Here is a 15,783-nt window from a genome sequence, read left to right on the forward strand (position 1 = left end):
TCTATCCCCTGTATCTGACCGGTTCGAGAGACACCCCTCCCACCGACCACGAGAATACTTAACATAGTTCACACGAAAGATAATATACAATGTCTCAGCAAGTCGTCTCCGAACTCGACGTCGACGAGTACACGCTCGGTCTGGTCGGTCCGGACCAGGAGTGGGCGGGAACCGTCGCCGACGGCGGCACCGTGCGGACACACACCCCGCCGGCGTGCTGGGGACCGATGATCACGCCGAAGTTCCGCGGCGGCCACGAGGTCACCAAGCCCATCGCCGTCGAGGGCGCGGAGGTCGGCGACGCCGTCGCGATCAAGATCCGCGACGTCGAGGTGACGAGCGTCGCGACGAGCACCGGTTCGATGGACGAACGCGAGGGGGCCTTCGGCGACGACCCCTTCGTCGATCACAAGTGTCCCGAGTGCGGCACCGAGTGGCCCGAGAGCGTCGTCGAGGGGACCGGCGAGGAGTCGATCCGGTGTGCGGAGTGCGGCGCGAACGCCTCGTCGTTCGCCTTCGAGTACGGCATCACGACCGTGTTCGACGACGACTACGAGGTCGGGATCACGGTCGACGAGGCGGCGGCTCACGACCTCGCCGAGCGCGCCGGGGAGGCGAGCGCCCTCCCGGAGAACTCGCGGCAACACCCCATTCTCCTCTATGAGCCCTCGGAGATGCCCGGCACGCTCGGTCACCTCCGACCGTTCGTCGGGAACATCGGGACGACGCCACCGATCGAACTCCCGGACTCGCACAACGCCGGCGACTTCGGCCAGTTCCTCATCGGTGCCGATCACGACTGGGGGCTCGACAGCGAGGCGGAACTCGACGCCCGCACCGACGGCCACATGGACATCAACGCGGTACGCGAGGGATCGGTCCTGATCTGTCCCGTGAAGGTCGACGGCGGCGGCATCTACGTCGGCGATCTGCACGCCAATCAGGGCGACGGCGAACTCGCCCTACACACGACGGACGTCAGCGGACGTACCGAGTTCGAGGTCGAACTCATCAAGGACCTCGAGATCGGGGGGCCGCTCCTCCTCCCCAACGAGGAAGACCTCTCGCACATCAGCAAGCCGTACACGGACGGAGACAAAGCGCGCGGCCGCGAACTCGGCGCGGAGTACGGCGTCGACGTCGAGACGGATATGGGACCGATCCAGGTGATCGGCTCGGGCGCGACCGTCAACGACGCCACCGACAACGCCTTCGACCGCGCCGGCGACCTCCTCGGGATGAGCGAGGGCGAGGTCCGCACCCGGTGCACGTTCACCGGCGGCGTCGAGATCGGTCGACTCCCGGGCGTGGTTCAGCTCACGATGCTCGCGCCGATGGACGTCCTCGACGACCGCGGGCTGGCACACCTCGTGCGCGAGCAGTACGGGCTCTAGGCGGGGCCGACCACCGGGGGCGGTCGCTCGACCGAAGACCGCGAGGGAGCGTCACCCACCCCGCATCGCGGGATGGACGCTGAGCGAGGCGTCCGCCGGACAGGGATCGTCGGGCTCGGCGGAGGCGCCGTCCACAGAGAGGCGAACGCTCGACGCGAGTCGCCCGTCGTCGCCGAACAGGTGCCCCTCGGCGCGCGGATACGCGTCGACGAACGCGTCGACGGCGTCCCGCACGGTTCCGCCGCCGAAGTCGACGCTGACGCGTTTGCCGCCGGTCGAACTTCGGAGCGGGCCGTATATGGTCACGTCCATAGCCAGTTGTTCGCGTTCGAGACAGTTGGATGCTTCCACGTCGCCGGCGTTCGAGTGTCCCTGCGGAACCCGGCCGACCGGGCGAGGAGACGCAGCCGCGAATTCGGAGAATATCAGAAAGAGACGTTGGCGTCGTCTTTCGGAGCGGATTCGGACTCCGCGGGATTGCCACCTCGATCGTCGTAGTACTTGCGCCCGATGTACTCGTCGCTCACGTTACCGATGATGGTCTTGTACAACTCGTCGGCCGAGCCGTACGTCTCCTGACCGACGCCGCTGACGATCGTCGAAACCGTGTCGCTCTTTTGATCGGCGGGCGTCCCGATTTCGACGTCCCCGATCCGCTCGATCATCGCGTCGTGGTCGATCGGATACTCGAGTTCGTCGTCGAGGAAGTCGAACAGCTCGTTAATCTTCATAATTAATGATTCATCTATGCGGAAATAACCCTTGTGGTGTTAGAGTACCGCCGGCTCTCAGCGAGGAGACAGGGGGAGCCGACAGTACGATCCGGACGGTTGTAACTATGTACCGGCGATCGCGAGACCTCGCGGGAACGGACGCGCGAGGCGTTCGACGGGAAGAGACGACGACACTCCGTATCAGTCGTCGCCGGCATCGGCGTCTGACCCGATGCCGTCCTCGCCGGCCAACTCGTCGGCGCGGAGGTCCGCGCTCGCCTCTCTGACCTCCCGCATCACGCTCGAGATCCGTTCTTCGGCCTCCATCTCCTCCTCGACGGAGAGGTCGACGCCCTCGACTTCGAGCAGGAACTTCGCGATCTCGGTCACCTCGTACATCAGTTCGTCGAGTTCCTCGGCGGTGAAGAAGCCGGACATCGCGCCGTAGAGGAAGGTCGCGCCCGACTTCCGGATCTTGTCCTCGAACGACGACCGCGCCTGATTGACGGCCTGCGGCGTGTACGTGTCGGTCATAAACGGCACGAGTTCGGGGAGGTTCTCTCCGATCTTAGTCATCTCGACGCCCGTCTCGGTTCGGAAGTCCGCACACAGTCGGGCGATGGCCCACTCCCTCGCGGTGATGTACGTCCGGTCCCGGAGGAAGTCGTTGACGCGGTCGTACTGCGCGCCGTCGACCTTCTTGAACCGCGCGTACTTCCGCACGTCCGCCGGCGTTTCGGACCCCTCATCGACGGATTCAGACGCCGGGTCGGGGTTCTGTGCGCTCTCATCGGCAGATGCCGAATCCGGCTCAACGCCCGCTGGACCGCCACCGGAATTTGTGCCTCCGACGGCGTCCGCCTCTCCGGCGTCGCCCCCGTCAGATTGGTCCGAGCGCTCCGACTCCGCTCTCGACGCGTCGACGTCGGTCTGTGACGCGTCCGGCGTCGACGCCTCGGCGTCGTCGTCTTCCATACTGCCGCGTGTCGCTCCGAACGCAAAAAGCGTTCTGTCGGCGTGTTCTCGGTCGGTCCGAATCGGATCGCCGGTGAATTCCCGGGAAAACGTCGGGCACTCCGAAGACGCATAGGGTGTCTCCGTCCCGGCCGACGGTTCAATCTCGGCGCGGTCTTGACGGATCCGTCGGTGACCACACCCGACGATTTTTCTACTCCCGCGATGACTTCCCGGCATATGAGAATCCTCTTGGGCGTCGGCGGCTCTGACGACTCCCTCCGGGCGCTGGAACGGACGATCGAACGGGCGAACGAGGCGGGCGACGACCTGACGGTCGCGATCCTCGACGAGGGCGGCACCGACCGCACCGTCGACGATATCGAAGCCGACGTCAAGGAGGCGCTCGACTCCGGCGGTATCGAGGCCGACATTCGGTACGTCGAAGGCGACCCGGGAAGCAAACTCGTCGACATCGCCGAGTCTGAGGGCTTCGACCGGATCGCGCTCAGCGGCGGGACGACCAGCCCGATGGGGAAGATTCAACTCGGCAGCACCGCGGAGTTCGTCCTGCTGAACTCGCACGTCAGCGTCTCACTTATCCGATGAGTCGAGACCGACGGTTCCCCGACGAGGTCGCCGGCCCGTTCGAGAGTCCGCCGCGGCGGTTCGAAGACCGCGAAGGCCGCGAGATCGAGATCCGGGCACACGACGGAAGCGAGCGGGAGTACGAGGCGCTCGCGTCGATGTACGGCGAATTCGACCCTGCCGACCGGGCTCAGGGAATCCCCCCGAGCGACGATCGCCGCATCCGAGAGTGGCTCGACAACATCTTCTGCGACGCGTGTCTGAACGTCATCGCGTGGGACGGCGACACCGCCGCGGGACACGCCACGCTCGTCCCCGACGACGACGCCCACGAGCTGGCGATCTTCGTGCTACAGGAGTACCAGGAGGCCGGAATCGGCACGCATCTGATGGAAGCGCTGCTCGGCCACGGCGCAGAGTCGGGCGTCGGGAAGGTGTGGCTCACGGTCGAGCGATGGAACCAGCCCGCCGTGGGACTCTACAAGAAGATCGGCTTCGAGATCAGCGATTCCGAGAGCTTCGAGATGGAAATGGCGATCCGCCTGACGGACGGCAGCGACGAGGGCGGATAGGAGATCGGACGCGTCGAAAGTCTCCGCGACGGCGGGGTCGAATCTCAGACGGACAGCACGGGCTGGCTCGCGTACAGCAGCACGTACTCCGCGGCCTTCGCGAGCACTTCGCCGGGGTCGCCCGAAACCGGCTCTCGGGGGACGACGAGGAAGTCGGCGTCGAGTTCCTCGGCGGTGTCGAGGACGACGCTCCCGGGGTGTCTGAGCTTCATTTTCGTCGAGAACCCGTACGCGACAGACGTCGACAACGGGACCTCGTGCTCCGCGGCGATCCGCTCGGCCGCCTCCATAATCGCTTCGCCGTCAGCGGCGACCTGCGCGTCGTCGACGACCCCCTCTTCGATCTCGCGGACGACCTCCTCGCCCAGGACGTGGACGACGTGGACCGTCGCGTCGTACTTGGAAGCGATCGCAGCGGCGTACGCTACCGCGTCGGTCGACTCGTCGCTCGCGTCGACCGGAGCGAGCACGAGGTCGACGGACAGCGGTCGGCGGTCGGTCATACCCGCACCTGCAACGTCCGACGGCAAAAATCCTCACTTCCGAGACGGCCACCGACCATCCGCGTCAGGGGTCCCGCGGATTCCGAGATCCTCGAAGGGAGCGATCGTTTAAATACGATCGGGCGGCCACCGACGCTGTGACGTGAGTGAGGTCCCGCGTCGAAACGCGGTTGTTCGGCACAGTGACGCGGGGCGGCGACGACCACCGGGAGGCGGGGGTCCGGCCGTCGGGCGGTGTGCCGACTGTTCGCCATCCGTCGAATTCGACCGCATTCGGGAGAACGCCACTCCGACCGGAGGGGGAGATAGGGTATCCTGTCGGACGAAAGGCCCGATACTTCGGCTCGCTCTCCCGGGCGGGGTGAGCGAACGTAGTGACACTTTCGTCCGAAAAGATATGTATTCTGATGAGTGATGTGTACCCGTGCGGTATCGCTGGACAGTCGCCTTCGCCGTGCTCGTCGCCGCCGGGGTACTGGGAAGTGCGTTTATCGGCCCGGGGGGAGTCGAGAACGGCGGCGATCCACCGCGGGAGCAGCTGCTTCAGCCGGGGCAGGGAGCGGACTACGTCTGGCCGTACACGAGCCGGAGCCAGTCGATCGACGGGCGAACGCTCGCGCTGAACGTCGTGATCGTCGGGACGCCGGCGGAGGTTCGCGCCGTGCTCACCGATCAGTCCGAACTAGAGTGGGCCGCCGCCGAGAGCGATCAGGGTCTCAACGAGTCGGTGTCGGTCTCACAGCTCGACGAGCCGGTGTCGATCTCGCCGTGGCGGTCGGCACGCGGGGCGGCACGCTACACCTACGTGGCGGAGCGCCCCGGCTCCGGCGAGTGGGTCGAATCCGACTACCAGCTCGCGACCGGCACGTACCTCGGCAGTCGGACGCACATCCGCGCGTATCCCGGTCCGTCGGACAACTGGACGGCGCTGCAGGCGCACACCGAGTACTGGGACTGGTTCCGCCTGCGACACTCCGTGACGGGCATCGCGGAGGGGAGTCGGACCGTCGAGCGCGACCTCCGTGACGAGCGGTTCGTCGACGAGGTCAGCCGCGTCTACCACGGTCACGCGGGCGGCGGCAGCGACGGCTGGATCTCGGTGATCAGGCTCACGTCCGCGACGGACGTGTCCCCCGGATCGATCGACGAGGCACCCGGTCCCGGGTCGACGCTGGGGCTCCTGAGCGTCGTCCCAGCCGTGGCGGTGCTGGCCGCCGCCGTCCCGCCGGTTCGGCGACGGGACCTCTGGGACGCCGCGCTCCCGCTGTCGATCGTCGTCGTGGTCCTCGGGGTCCGATCGGTCGGGATCGCCGCAGAAGGACTGTTTCCGGCGGCGAATCCGAAAATATTCGCCGGGGTTCTCTATCCGATGCTGGTCGTCGGGCCGCTCCTCGCGACCGCGCTCTTGGCCCGGGGTCGCCCAGCGACGCGGATGGCGCTCCTCGCCGCCGCGGGACTGGGTGCCGGGTTCGTGCTCGACCTGAGCGGCGTCGGGGTGAGGACCGTCCCGATTCGGCTCGTGCTACACCGAACGGCGCTCGTCGGCGTCATCGGACTATTCGCGCTGGGCGTCGCCAGCGAGGAGCGCCGGGTAGCCAGTGCGGGCGCGGTGCTCTGGGTGGCGATCCTCGCCGCGACCCTCCTCGGGATGGTGTGACCGCGCGGGAGTCGGTGCGTGTCCACGAGCCGGGGGCGTCGGCCCGCAGACCGGCGGTATCGATTCACGAACCGTCGGTGTCGGTCGCGCGATAGATCACGACACCGTCGTTCTCGTAGGCGCGTTCCCAGCGATCAGAGCGCTCGAAAGAGCGTTCGATCGTTCCGAACTGGGCGGCGTTCTCACCTCGGATCGTGTACTGTCCCTTCGGGACGTACACGTGCGTCGGGCGCTCGCCGACGTCGGCCGCGACGCTCTCGACGCACTCGGCGCGCTGACACGTCGAGACCGTCTCGTACGCCGTCATCTGTCGATCGAACGCGTCGGCTCCGACCCACTCCACGCCCCAGTAGCCGACGAGGAGCGTGCGGTCCGTCAGCGCCGGGAGCCACTCGGCGGCGTCACCGACGACGACGAATCTGGCCCCGGGATCGGTCTCGGCCGCGATCCACGCCATCGCCTCGTCGTCGTCCTCGTCGAGGAACTCCGGCGTCGACGGGTCCGTCACGAGCGTCGTCTCGTAGGCGAAGTACGCCCCGCCGACGAGCGTTCCGAGGAGAAGCACGGCCGCGGCCGCCGCGGCACGGCGGTCGATATCGGGTCCGACGCGTCGGCGTCGCGGCTCCGATTCGGAGCGCTCTCGCTCCTGTTTCCGCTCGGAGCCGTCTCCCGCTCGCTCCGGTATCGCCTCCGACTCGCTCTCCCGAGCGCGTACCAGTACCACGACAGCCACGGGGACCAACACCGCGCTCACCGCGTAGGCGAACCGGGGCTGTCTGAACAGCAGTTCGGCGACGACGAGCCAGACCGGAAGGAGGTACTCGCGCCGAAGCAGAAGGTAGACCGCGGGCACCAGGGCGACGGCGACGCCCGGGGAGATCGCTCCCGCGAGCGCGTTCGCTCCGCCACCGACGCCGCCGTGCGTTCCCGACGCCGCGGCGAACACGCCGATGCCGTGCGTCGTGAGGACCCACACCAACCACGGAGACGCGAGCAGCGCACCGCCGAGACCGACCGCCAGCCCCGAGGCGAATCCCGACAGCGACCGGTCGCGGACGAGCCAGAAGAGGACGTAGCTCACGACGACGAAGAGCGAGTACACCGGGTGCGTGAGCACCGTCAGGCCGAACGCGATCGCGCCGAGGGCGACCGCGCGACGTCCGCCGACGCCGTCGTGGACGAAGACGCGGTAGCCGGCGTAGATGGACGTCGTCGCGTAAAGAAAGGCGAACGCGCGGACCACACCGCCCGCAGAGAGGTGCCACTCCAGGATCTGCGGGTTCAGCGCCACGAGCGCAGCCGCCGCGGTTCCCGCGGGTCGCGAGTCGGCGGCGTCGCGGCCGAGCAGGTAGATCGGAACCAGCGCGAAAAGCATCCCGAGACTGGGGAGAAACCGGGAGACTGTGACGGGATCACCGCCGAGATCTACGAGGAGGGCATATAGATAGAACTGAAGCGGGGGGTAGGCGAACGGCACCCCATCGGCCGTGTACCCCGGAATCCACGCGGGGAGCGAGTACCCGTTCGCGACGATCTCGGCCGCGATCTTCGCGTACAATCCCGCTCCGTACGCGGGGTAGGGGTTCGTCGCGAGGTAGATCGCGACGGCGACGACGCCCGGCAGCAATCCGAGAGCGAGCCAGAGCCGGTCGTCGTCGTCGATCGGGACGGCTGCTCGTGTATCGGCGGCGACGGAGCGGAGTCGGGCGAGCAGCCACCGACGCCCCCGGCCGGGGGGGTCCGGAGAGTTGCTCCCGGTCATCGTCGCTCGAATCGCAGTGGAGACCTGATTTCGAGAGTCAGCGACGCTCTCCGGTACTCGATGATCGACCACGCGGGGATCGCGACGGCCAGCACGAGAAGCGCTAGTCCCTCGGGTACGCCGATCCACCGCGGGAGCAGATACGAGACACCGTTCACGACCTTCGACGGAAGTGCGCCGGCGAGACGGTCGAGCGCGGACCCACCGGCGGAGTCTGCGGATCGAGACGGCAGGCCGAGCGACGCAGCGCTCTCGCCACCGGAGCTCTCGTCGCCCGTGCCGAGCCGTTCGGCCTCGTACGGGAAGCCGACCGTCGCAGACCAGACGACCTCACCGTCGGTGTCGATCTCGAAGACGCGGTCGCCGTTCGAGTCGGTCACGAGGGTGTGTCCGTTCGGGAGTCGGTCGGCGTCGCGCGCCCACTGCATCCGCTGATCGCTCCACGTCCACGAGCGCTCCCACGACCCGTTCGCGCGCTGGTACTCGACGATCCGGCTGTTTTCGGAGTCGGCGACGAGCACTGCAGGCCCGCCGCGTTCCGGCGGGATGTAGTCGGGGTTGTGCTGTTCGTACAGCGTGTCGTAGTCGCCGTCGGAGCCGAGCGTCCAGTCGTCCAGCAGTCCGCGCTCAAAGTCGACGAACGCGACCTGATCCTGGTTGCGGAGGCTCACCATCGCCGCCTCGCGACCGTCGACTTCCACGTACTCGACGTCGTTGACGTGCGTCCAGTCGTCGGGGAACGGGCCGCCGCTCGCGACGTCGTAGTCCGACTGCGCATCCCACTCCCACACGGTGAGCTCCGTCGTCGTGTTCACGACGAAGACGCGGTCGCGGTCGATGTCCGCCACGAGCAGTCGCTCCTCGTCGATGCGGTCGACGTCGTGCCACCGCGTGGAGTGCTTTCCGGGCGTGATCCGGCTGAAGACGGCCGTCCGCTCGCCGGTCGTGAGGTTGACCCGCTCGACGCCGTTCCTGGTGCAGACGGAGTCGCCGCCGCACGCGTCGGCCTCCAGATGATCGGCGTAGACGAACTCGACGGTGGCGTCGGTTCCGGAGACGGGATCGACGTCCCAGTAGCGCGTGTGTCGATTCTCGTAGTAGCGGATGCGGCCGTCGGGCGCGAACGCGACGAGTTCGGCCTGCGCCCGCGGGGCGTCGTTCTCGTCGGTCACGAACGCGTTCGAGTCCGTGGCGACGACCGTGCCGTTCGGTCGGGGCTCGGCGACGGGTGATCGATCGCCGGTTCGGAACGCCTGTTCGACGCCGGGGTCGCCGGTCACCTGGTCGCTCGTCCGCTCGGCTTCGACGTAGCCGCCGACGAGCGTGACGGCCGAGAGCAACACGAGGACGGCGAAGAGTCCTCGACTGATCCGGTGAGGGAGGGCCATAGCGAAGGGTCGAACGCGGTGGTAATATACTGCCCGCTCCGACGGGAAGAGACCCAAGCGCTATTATTGTCGTGCAGCTATGAAATAGATATGTCGCAGTCAGCGAACGGGAAAAGTATCCGCCGTCGGGCGGTGCTCGGAGCGCTCGGTGCGGGCGCCTCCGCGAGCCTCGGCGGCTGTCTCCGCCGCGCCCGTTCGGTCGCCGGATGGGATTCGATGGATCCCGTATCGCTCCGGATCAAGACGCTCCCGGCCGATTCGGATCCCTACGCGCTCCACGCGGCCAGAACGATCACGTCGTGGTACCGAGCGGCTGGCATCGACGCACAGGTCGTCCCGGTTTCCGAGGAAGAACTCCTCCGACAGGTGCTTCTCGGAACGGATTTCGACGCCTTCCTCGTTCGGACGGCGAGTCTGCAGCGGGACCCAGACCTCTTTTACGGACTGTTGCACTCGCAGTTCGCCGACGCGCGGGGCTGGCAGAACCCCTTCGGATACACCAACCTCGACGTCGACGAGTGGCTGGAGACCCAGCGTCGCGCGACAGGTGACCGGAGGCGGGAAGTTGTCGCCGAGTTACAGTGGTCGATCGCCCGCTCCCAACCGTTCACCGTCGTCGGATTCCCCGACGAGATCCGGGCCGCACGAAGAGAGAACTACACGAACTGGCGGAGCGCGAACCTCCGGTCGCCACAGGGGTATCTGGCGCTCAGGCGAGTTGCCGGAGGGACCACTGAACGGACCAGCGACGACGACTCCGACGAGGAGTCGGTGCTCCGGGTCGTGGGGACCGATCGCCGAGCGACGGAGAACCTGAACCCGCTCTCCGTGGAGTACCGGCGCTCCGGCGTGCTGACGGGCTTGCTGTACGACGCTATCGGACACGTCACGTCCGAAGGAATGGCACCGTGGCTCGCGGAGTCCTGGGCGTTCGCCGATAGCGACGGGAATCCGCGCGCGACGGTTCGACTGCGCTCGGGTCAGACGTGGCACGACGGCGAACCCGTGACTGCCGGGGACGTCGCCTTCACGTACGCGCTGCTCGCGGACACGTCGCTCGGCTCGTCGGAAGGGCAGGACGGCGAGACGGCCGCGGAAACACGGGTCCCCGCGCCGCGTTTTCAGGGCCGGAGTGGACTCGTCGACGACGTTCGAGTCCTCGACGACGACGTCGTGGTCTTCCGGTTCGGCGACTGCTCTCCGCGAGTGGCGACGCGTGCGTTCACCGTACCGATCCTGCCGAAACACGTCTGGCAGGAGCGGACGGATCCAGCCTCGATCAGCGGCATCGAGGTCGGGAGTGCGACGGAGGCGCTCGTGACGAACAACATTCCACCGGTCGGGAGCGGACCGCTCCGGTTCGTCCAGAATACGCCTCGGGAATCGTTGCGCCTCGAGGCGGACGAGAGCCACTTCCTCTTCGACGGTGAGTCCGTGGGCGTGCGACAGGGCATCGGCCCGCCGGAGTTCGACCGACTGGAGCTTCAGGTGGTCGGCTCCGACGACGCCGCCGTCGGGGTCGTCGCCGAAAGCGGTGCCGACGTGACCTGGACGCCGGCCGGCGCGGATACGGTCCCGCGGATCGGGCGGACGGCAGGCCTCGGACTTCTCGTCCACCGATCGACGTCGCCCTACCTCGTGGGTTACAACACGCAAACGCCGCCGCTCACGAACCCCCGGTTCAGGCATACCCTAGCGCGCCTGGTGGACCGGTCGTATCTCTCGACGGAGGTATTCGACGGCTACGCGCGTCCCGCGGTAAGCCTCCTCGAGGGGACCGAGTGGGTCCCGGAGGAACTCAGGTGGGGCGGAACCGATCCGGTGACGCCGTTCCTCGGCACGGAGGGTGAACTGGACGTCGAGCGAGCGAGAGAAGAGTTCCGAAACGCCGGATTCCAGTACGATGACGGACGGCTCGTGAGGGGAACGTAATGGCGCTCGTTGACGTACTGCTCCAAGTCGGCGTCGTGGTGATCGTCGGTCACCTCCTGACGATGCTGCTCGTCGTCGAGAGAACCGATCGCCGTCGGGACCCGGAACGCCTCTCGGCGGTCGGCCGAATCCGATCGAACCTGACGTCGGTCGCGCCGACGCTCGGCGTCCTCGCCGCCGTCCTCGCGATCAACAAGGTTGTCCGCGACATCGGCGTCGAGCTATCGTGGCTCATTGGCGTCAACCTGACGGGGTACATCTACCTAGTCGAATCACAGTTCGTCGCGACGGTCCAGAGTTTCGCACACCCGGCCCTGACGACGTACTTCGGTTTCGTGTACGTGTTCGGCTACACCTTCCTCCTGACGTTCCCCGTGCTCGCGTACGCGATCTGCGAGCGGGCACGGCCGCTGCGCGTCCTGTTTCTCACGTACATCCTGAACTACGGGTTCGGCCTCCTCTGTTACGTCCTGGTCGTCGCGTACGGCCCACGGAATTTTATGCCGGAACTGGTCGATCCGCTGTTGTACTCGAGTTGGCCGCAGTCGCAGTTGCTCGTCCAGCAGGTCAACGTGAACACGAACGTCTTTCCGTCGCTGCACACGTCGCTGTCGGCGACGGTCGCGCTCCTCGCGTACCGGTTCCGAGCGCTGTATCCTCGCTGGCTTCCGATCGCGACCGTCCTCTCCGTCTCCATCATCGTCTCGACGATGTACCTCGGCATCCACTGGGCGACGGACGTCGTTGCCGGCGTCGCCGTCGCCTGGGCGAGCGTCGAACTCGCAGAGCGGATCGACGACGGGACGCTCTCGGGATCGTTGCGTCGCTGGCAGCGGCGCGGGGCGGACGCCATCCGGAAGTGAGTGGGGCCCAAGAAGTGAGCGAGGTCGTCCAAGAATGGGGGATCGGGCGAAGCGAACGGACCTGGCGGGGATTCGCCACGAAGCGAGACAACGCTCGTTCACACGGAAACGCCACAAAACGGATCCGACGGGACTCCCACGAGCCGGGCGAGTGGGAGGTCGTCGGGGGAGTGAGGCCGAAGGCCGAACGGACCCGACGGGATTTATCCGGGATCGAAGCGAACGGGGGAGTATGTTCGAGACGATCGTCGTCGCCACGGACGGCTCCGAGAGCGTCAGACGGGCCGTCGACGTGGCGCTCGACCTCGCGGATCGATTCGACGCCGAGGTGCACTGCCTGTACGTCGTCGACGAGGGCGACGTGGCGTCCTCGCCGGAGCGCCTCCGCGACGAGATGGAAGACGCGCTGGTCGAACGCGGCCAAGAGGCGATCGACGAGGTCCGCGACTCGACCGATCGAGACGTCGTCGCTGCCGTCAACGAGGGCCATCCGCCCTCCGAAATCGACGAGTACGCCCGCGACGTCGACGCCGACGTCGTCGTGATGGGGACCCGGGGAAGACACGGCGAGAACCGGTTTCTCCTCGGCTCGGTCGCAGAACGCGTGGTCCGGACGTGTCCGATCCCGGTGCTGACGGTCCGACAACTCGCCGACGACGAGGGGGAAGCGGAGTTGACCGGGACGCCGGAGACGGCCTGATCGGTTCGATAACCGTTTCTGACCGGTCCGAACCCAACAGATAGCGACCGCGAACTCCGCGGCTGCGGAACCACGGCGGTTTTCACCGGGGCTCCCGTCGGTGTGGCTATGGAAGACGAACTCATCGACAGCGGAAACCTCTCGCTGTCTCGGAAGTCCCAGCTTCCCGGGACGGGCTTCTTTTACCCCGACTCCCTCGACGAGGACCGGGCGGAAGAACGGGTCGCAGAAGCCGTCGACGGCGCGGAAGCCGTCGTCGTCGCGGACACCGACGCCGACGGTCTCGGGTGCGTCGCGCTGATCCGCGAGGTGTACGACGCGACGCTCGAATGGGCGAGCTTCGAGGACGACCTCTCCGACCGCGTCGGTCGATGGGGGGCCGACGGAGCGACCGAGGACACAGATTCCGAGGACGACACCGATGCGACCGAAAACGAGCCTGACGAGGACCCCCGGTCCACTGTCGCTCTCGTCGGTGCCGGGCCGTACTCGCTGGACGAGGCGCTCGAAAACGTCGCCGAGCACGCTCCCGAAGGGATCGACCTCTACGTCTGCGACCTCTGTCCCGACGAGTACGAGTGGATCGCCGAGGAGCTCGACGCCGCCGTCTCGGTCGCGTCGTCGGTGGCGTGGTACGATCACCACCAGTGGAACGACGCCGCCGCCGCGGCGGTCCGCGACGTGGGCGTCGACCTCGTCGTCGGCGAGTCCGACGAGGAGTGCACGGTCGACGTGGCGCTGCGATCGCTCGATCACGACTTCGACGAGCGGTGGGCCGAACTCGCGGCAGTCACGCGCGATCACGACCTCTGGCTGAAGGAGGACCCCCGCAGCGACGACCTCGCGGACTACGCCTACTGGACGGACCCCGAGGAGTACGTCACGGTCGTCGGGCGGTTCGGCGTCGACCTCCCCGAGGTCGTCGAGGAGTACATCGAACTCCGTCGCGTCGAGAAGGAGGACCTGATCGAGGCGGCCGTCTCCCGGGCCGAGACGAAGCAGGTCGGCCCGTGGACGGTCGGCGTCACCTACGGTCGGTGCTCGCAGAACGAGGTCGCCGAGGCGCTCCGAAAGGACGGTGCAGACGCCGCGGTCGTCGTCAAGCCCGCCGGCAGCGCGAGCATCCGCGGCTCGGAGGGGTTCGAGCGCGCCCACGAGGTCGCCGGCCACGTCAACGGCGGCGGTCACCCGAAGGCCGCGGGCTGCAAGCCGGACATCTACGACGATATGCTGGACTACGCCCATCACTGGACGACACAAGGTGCGACGACGAAACGCGTCATCCTCCGCGCGTTCGAGCGGGTCGCCGCGGAAGCCGAAGCCGAAGCGGACGAAAATGAGGAGGGCGGGGACGAATAGACGAAATCGAAAACGGACCGAAACGAAGCCGAAACGGGGATAGCGAACGAGTGGTTCTCCGGGCGGACGTTTATATACGATCGCGGGGCCAGAGCCCGCGTGACGTAGCGTTCGCCCCGCGTCGGTCAGCGGTTGCCCGACACGCCGTCGTGGGTCTCGCGTCGATAGCGGCCGCCCGTGTCGGCTGTTCGCCCTATTCGGCTCCCTCGGCCGGTTCCGACTCGCCGGGTTGAACCCCCGTCTCGGTCTCCTCGCCGACGACCCACTTGTCCGAGTAACTCGCCCCGCAGGCGCAGTGGGCGTAGGCGTGAACGACCGCACCGCGGGCGTAGAGCCCGCCGACCTCCTCGTTTTGCGCCTCCGAGAACGCGAAGATGAACTCGACCGCGTGGTCGCCGTCGGCGTCCTCGCCGGAGTCCCCGTCGGTAGCGTCGGCCTCGGGGCACTCGCCGCCGTCAAGGTCGCGAGAGATGTGCCCCTGCGACTCCATCGCCCCGCGGGCGAACTCCATCGCGTCCATCCCCGTCCCGGCGGCGAACGCGCGTCGGCCGTCGTCGCCCGGGACGACGAGCACGTAGCCCGATTCGACCGCTTCGCCCATCTTCGGGAGTTTCCCCTGACTGTCGAGGTAGTCCTCGGTCAGATACAGCGCGACGTCGTCGTGGCGCTCGCCGGCGAGGAACGCGTCGAGTTGGCTCATGGCGTCGAGACGTCGCGGAGAGGGAAAAGCCGCGTGAAATTCGACTCTCGGTATCGACCCGACCGCAGTGTCAGTGTCTCGTGGCGCGCGCCTCGCGGACGTCGGCCCCGTCGCGGACCTTGTCCTCGCAGTTCGGACAGACCCGGGGATGGTCCATCCCGTTCGGTGCGAACACCCGGACGTACTCCGCAGTGACGAACGACCCGCAGTTCTCGCATGTCGGCATCGGTCAGATATTTGTATTGAATCAAAATAATATTTCGGGGGAGATATCACGACTGATCACACGGGCGGGAGCGGAGCAGTCCCCCGACACGGATCCGGAGGGTTGTACGGTCGTCACAACGGTATCAGGGAGGACGTGACCGCGGGAGAGCCATCAGTGGCGGGTGACGATGCCGTCCATCTCAGTTCTCGATCGACGGGTCAGCTGTCTCAGCGATCGCGTGACGAACGAGGAGGTCGATCCCGCGAGCGACCTCGATGCCGCCGTAGTAGACGCCGAGCAGCGAGACCAGGACACTCACGACGATGCCGTAGGGGCCGAAGAGCAGCGCGACGAGCGAGCCGAGACCGGAGACGACAGCGAAGTAGAGCGCGCCGACGGCGAAGCGGTAGGCCGCGTCTCGGTGTGCCTGTGCGGTCGAGGGGAGCGGGGTGGCGGCGGACATACGTCCGGGGTCGGCCACGGCGGGCAT

The 15,783-nt window shown here is 67.2% G+C and carries 17 protein-coding genes; 8 read left to right on the plus strand and 9 right to left on the minus strand.

The genetic code is table 11. The features are described 5' to 3' along the window. The first annotated feature begins 89 nt into the window (after window positions 1–89). Window positions 90–1,394 (plus strand): acetamidase/formamidase family protein, encoded by a 1,305-nt coding sequence (locus NO876_RS12595; RefSeq protein WP_256422016.1) that lies wholly within the window; start codon window positions 90–92, stop codon window positions 1,392–1,394. Between the two features lie 51 nt (window positions 1,395–1,445). Here the strand turns inward: NO876_RS12595 and NO876_RS12600 are convergent, their stop codons facing one another. From NO876_RS12600 to NO876_RS12610, 3 genes are all read right to left on the minus strand, one after another. Continuing rightward, window positions 1,446–1,706, minus strand: a complete 261-nt coding sequence (locus NO876_RS12600; RefSeq protein ID WP_256422017.1) for a MoaD/ThiS family protein — start codon at window positions 1,704–1,706, stop codon at window positions 1,446–1,448. A gap of 113 nt (window positions 1,707–1,819) precedes the next feature. Beyond that, complete coding sequence (locus tag NO876_RS12605; RefSeq protein ID WP_256422018.1) at window positions 1,820–2,125, minus strand: DUF5789 family protein; 306 nt, start codon at window positions 2,123–2,125, stop codon at window positions 1,820–1,822. A 183-nt stretch (window positions 2,126–2,308) separates the two neighbouring features. Then, complete coding sequence (locus NO876_RS12610) at window positions 2,309–3,082, minus strand: DUF5806 family protein (RefSeq protein WP_256422019.1); 774 nt, start codon at window positions 3,080–3,082, stop codon at window positions 2,309–2,311. Between the two features lie 219 nt (window positions 3,083–3,301). Here NO876_RS12610 and NO876_RS12615 point away from each other — a divergent pair, with 219 nt between their 5' ends. Continuing rightward, window positions 3,302–3,670: a universal stress protein gene (locus tag NO876_RS12615; protein WP_256422020.1), complete on the plus strand. Its 369-nt coding sequence runs from the start codon at window positions 3,302–3,304 to the stop codon at window positions 3,668–3,670. Continuing rightward, on the plus strand, window positions 3,667–4,221 hold the full coding sequence (locus NO876_RS12620) for a GNAT family N-acetyltransferase (protein WP_256422021.1): 555 nt from the start codon (window positions 3,667–3,669) through the stop codon (window positions 4,219–4,221). The genes NO876_RS12615 and NO876_RS12620 overlap by 4 nt, the downstream gene beginning before the upstream one ends. 44 nt (window positions 4,222–4,265) lie before the next feature. Here the strand turns inward: NO876_RS12620 and NO876_RS12625 are convergent, their stop codons facing one another. Next, window positions 4,266–4,724 (minus strand): universal stress protein, encoded by a 459-nt coding sequence (locus tag NO876_RS12625; protein WP_256422022.1) that lies wholly within the window; start codon window positions 4,722–4,724, stop codon window positions 4,266–4,268. 424 nt (window positions 4,725–5,148) lie between these two features. Here NO876_RS12625 and NO876_RS12630 point away from each other — a divergent pair, with 424 nt between their 5' ends. Continuing rightward, window positions 5,149–6,381 carry a hypothetical protein gene (locus NO876_RS12630; protein WP_256422023.1) on the plus strand — a complete coding sequence of 411 codons (1,233 nt, stop codon included), beginning with the start codon at window positions 5,149–5,151 and terminating at the stop codon, window positions 6,379–6,381. Between the two features lie 64 nt (window positions 6,382–6,445). Here the strand turns inward: NO876_RS12630 and NO876_RS12635 are convergent, their stop codons facing one another. Together NO876_RS12635 and NO876_RS12640 are read right to left on the minus strand one after the other, a co-directional pair. Next, the gene (locus tag NO876_RS12635) at window positions 6,446–8,143 is read right to left on the minus strand and encodes a glycosyltransferase family 39 protein (RefSeq protein WP_256422024.1); all 1,698 of its coding nucleotides are present in this window, start codon (window positions 8,141–8,143) and stop codon (window positions 6,446–6,448) included. Continuing rightward, complete coding sequence (locus NO876_RS12640) at window positions 8,140–9,531, minus strand: arylsulfotransferase family protein (protein WP_256422025.1); 1,392 nt, start codon at window positions 9,529–9,531, stop codon at window positions 8,140–8,142. Before NO876_RS12640 ends, NO876_RS12635 begins: the two co-directional genes overlap by 4 nt. A gap of 90 nt (window positions 9,532–9,621) precedes the next feature. Here NO876_RS12640 and NO876_RS12645 point away from each other — a divergent pair, with 90 nt between their 5' ends. The 4 genes from NO876_RS12645 (at window position 9,622) to NO876_RS12660 (ending at window position 14,385) form a co-directional block, all read left to right on the plus strand. Further along, on the plus strand, window positions 9,622–11,463 hold the full coding sequence (locus NO876_RS12645) for an ABC transporter substrate-binding protein (protein WP_256422026.1): 1,842 nt from the start codon (window positions 9,622–9,624) through the stop codon (window positions 11,461–11,463). Next, complete coding sequence (locus NO876_RS12650; protein WP_256422027.1) at window positions 11,463–12,326, plus strand: phosphatase PAP2 family protein; 864 nt, start codon at window positions 11,463–11,465, stop codon at window positions 12,324–12,326. Before NO876_RS12645 ends, NO876_RS12650 begins: the two co-directional genes overlap by 1 nt. 232 nt (window positions 12,327–12,558) lie before the next feature. Then, on the plus strand, window positions 12,559–13,026 hold the full coding sequence (locus tag NO876_RS12655) for a universal stress protein (protein WP_256422028.1): 468 nt from the start codon (window positions 12,559–12,561) through the stop codon (window positions 13,024–13,026). 108 nt (window positions 13,027–13,134) lie between these two features. After that, complete coding sequence (locus NO876_RS12660; RefSeq protein ID WP_256422029.1) at window positions 13,135–14,385, plus strand: DHH family phosphoesterase; 1,251 nt, start codon at window positions 13,135–13,137, stop codon at window positions 14,383–14,385. A 193-nt stretch (window positions 14,386–14,578) separates the two neighbouring features. Here NO876_RS12660 and NO876_RS12665 read toward each other — a convergent pair whose 3' ends face one another. The 3 genes from NO876_RS12665 to NO876_RS12675 all read right to left on the minus strand — a co-directional run bounded on the left by NO876_RS12665 (window position 14,579) and on the right by NO876_RS12675 (window position 15,756). Further along, window positions 14,579–15,085 carry a DUF5807 family protein gene (locus tag NO876_RS12665; RefSeq protein ID WP_256422030.1) on the minus strand — a complete coding sequence of 169 codons (507 nt, stop codon included), beginning with the start codon at window positions 15,083–15,085 and terminating at the stop codon, window positions 14,579–14,581. 70 nt (window positions 15,086–15,155) lie between these two features. Beyond that, on the minus strand, window positions 15,156–15,311 hold the full coding sequence (locus NO876_RS12670; RefSeq protein WP_256308468.1) for a DUF7563 family protein: 156 nt from the start codon (window positions 15,309–15,311) through the stop codon (window positions 15,156–15,158). Window positions 15,312–15,492: 181 nt separating this feature from the next. After that, window positions 15,493–15,756 (minus strand): hypothetical protein, encoded by a 264-nt coding sequence (locus NO876_RS12675; RefSeq protein ID WP_256422031.1) that lies wholly within the window; start codon window positions 15,754–15,756, stop codon window positions 15,493–15,495. Between the last annotated feature and the right edge of the window lie 27 nt (window positions 15,757–15,783).

Source organism: Halobellus rarus, assembly GCF_024494595.1.
GTDB classification, from domain to species: Archaea; Halobacteriota; Halobacteria; order Halobacteriales; family Haloferacaceae; genus Haloquadratum; species Haloquadratum rarum.

Coding starts and splice junctions, on each gene's coding strand:
- NO876_RS12595 (WP_256422016.1), top strand. CDS start 90: ATGTCTCAGCAAGTCGTCTCCGAACTCGACGTCGACGAGTACACGCTC.
- NO876_RS12600 (WP_256422017.1), bottom strand. CDS start 1,706: ATGGACGTGACCATATACGGCCCGCTCCGAAGTTCGACCGGCGGCAAA.
- NO876_RS12605 (WP_256422018.1), bottom strand. CDS start 2,125: ATGAAGATTAACGAGCTGTTCGACTTCCTCGACGACGAACTCGAGTAT.
- NO876_RS12610 (WP_256422019.1), bottom strand. CDS start 3,082: ATGGAAGACGACGACGCCGAGGCGTCGACGCCGGACGCGTCACAGACC.
- NO876_RS12615 (WP_256422020.1), top strand. CDS start 3,302: ATGAGAATCCTCTTGGGCGTCGGCGGCTCTGACGACTCCCTCCGGGCG.
- NO876_RS12620 (WP_256422021.1), top strand. CDS start 3,667: ATGAGTCGAGACCGACGGTTCCCCGACGAGGTCGCCGGCCCGTTCGAG.
- NO876_RS12625 (WP_256422022.1), bottom strand. CDS start 4,724: ATGACCGACCGCCGACCGCTGTCCGTCGACCTCGTGCTCGCTCCGGTC.
- NO876_RS12635 (WP_256422024.1), bottom strand. CDS start 8,143: ATGACCGGGAGCAACTCTCCGGACCCCCCCGGCCGGGGGCGTCGGTGG.
- NO876_RS12640 (WP_256422025.1), bottom strand. CDS start 9,531: ATGGCCCTCCCTCACCGGATCAGTCGAGGACTCTTCGCCGTCCTCGTG.
- NO876_RS12645 (WP_256422026.1), top strand. CDS start 9,622: ATGTCGCAGTCAGCGAACGGGAAAAGTATCCGCCGTCGGGCGGTGCTC.
- NO876_RS12650 (WP_256422027.1), top strand. CDS start 11,463: ATGGCGCTCGTTGACGTACTGCTCCAAGTCGGCGTCGTGGTGATCGTC.
- NO876_RS12655 (WP_256422028.1), top strand. CDS start 12,559: ATGTTCGAGACGATCGTCGTCGCCACGGACGGCTCCGAGAGCGTCAGA.
- NO876_RS12660 (WP_256422029.1), top strand. CDS start 13,135: ATGGAAGACGAACTCATCGACAGCGGAAACCTCTCGCTGTCTCGGAAG.
- NO876_RS12665 (WP_256422030.1), bottom strand. CDS start 15,085: ATGAGCCAACTCGACGCGTTCCTCGCCGGCGAGCGCCACGACGACGTC.
- NO876_RS12670 (WP_256308468.1), bottom strand. CDS start 15,311: ATGCCGACATGCGAGAACTGCGGGTCGTTCGTCACTGCGGAGTACGTC.
- NO876_RS12675 (WP_256422031.1), bottom strand. CDS start 15,756: ATGTCCGCCGCCACCCCGCTCCCCTCGACCGCACAGGCACACCGAGAC.